General features: G+C 44.8%; 2 pseudogenes. Both read left to right on the forward strand.

The window, feature by feature from the left end:
- Positions 1-276, forward strand: a pseudogene (locus H8S07_RS14290) (erythritol/L-threitol dehydrogenase); the annotation flags it as partial.
- A gap of 153 nt (positions 277-429) precedes the next feature.
- Positions 430-540: pseudogene (locus tag H8S07_RS15005) on the forward strand (dihydroxyacetone kinase); the annotation flags it as partial.

The following is a 540-nucleotide window of genomic DNA, read 5'->3' on the forward strand; positions in this document are numbered from 1 at the left end:
ATGGGAAGATTCGTAGAGTTCTCTGTATTCGGACAGCCGGTAACCGTAGATTGGAGTATTATTTCTGACCGTAAAGAATTAGACCTTCTCGGTGTACACTTAAGCCCGTTCTGCTATGATACAGTCATTGAATGGATCGGCAACGGCAAACTGCCGACAGACGGCGTCGTAACACACAAATTCCCACTGGAGAAATGGGAAGAAGGATTCCACATCGCGAAGACAGGCGAGAACGGAGCACTGAAGGTTGTGCTCGTGCCAGAGATGGAGGCTTAGTGATATCAAGGGACTAAGGTCTGTATCCACGTGAATTTACTCACAAGTGGTAGGATTGTGAGAGTGCGCAGCACGGAACAATCCGTGGGTATCACGTAATAGTATAGAGCATTATTATAGAAATGACATAGGAGATTCAGGAGGAAAATAGATATGCAGCGGATTATGAACAACCCGGACAATATCGTAGATGAGATGCTTAAAGGTTTTCTGAAAGCACATTCCGATATTGTAGAGAGCACAGAGAACGGAAGAGTTGTAAAA

It is taken from the genome of Dorea hominis, from assembly GCF_014287705.1.
GTDB classification, from domain to species: domain Bacteria; phylum Bacillota; class Clostridia; order Lachnospirales; family Lachnospiraceae; genus Dorea_D; species Dorea_D hominis.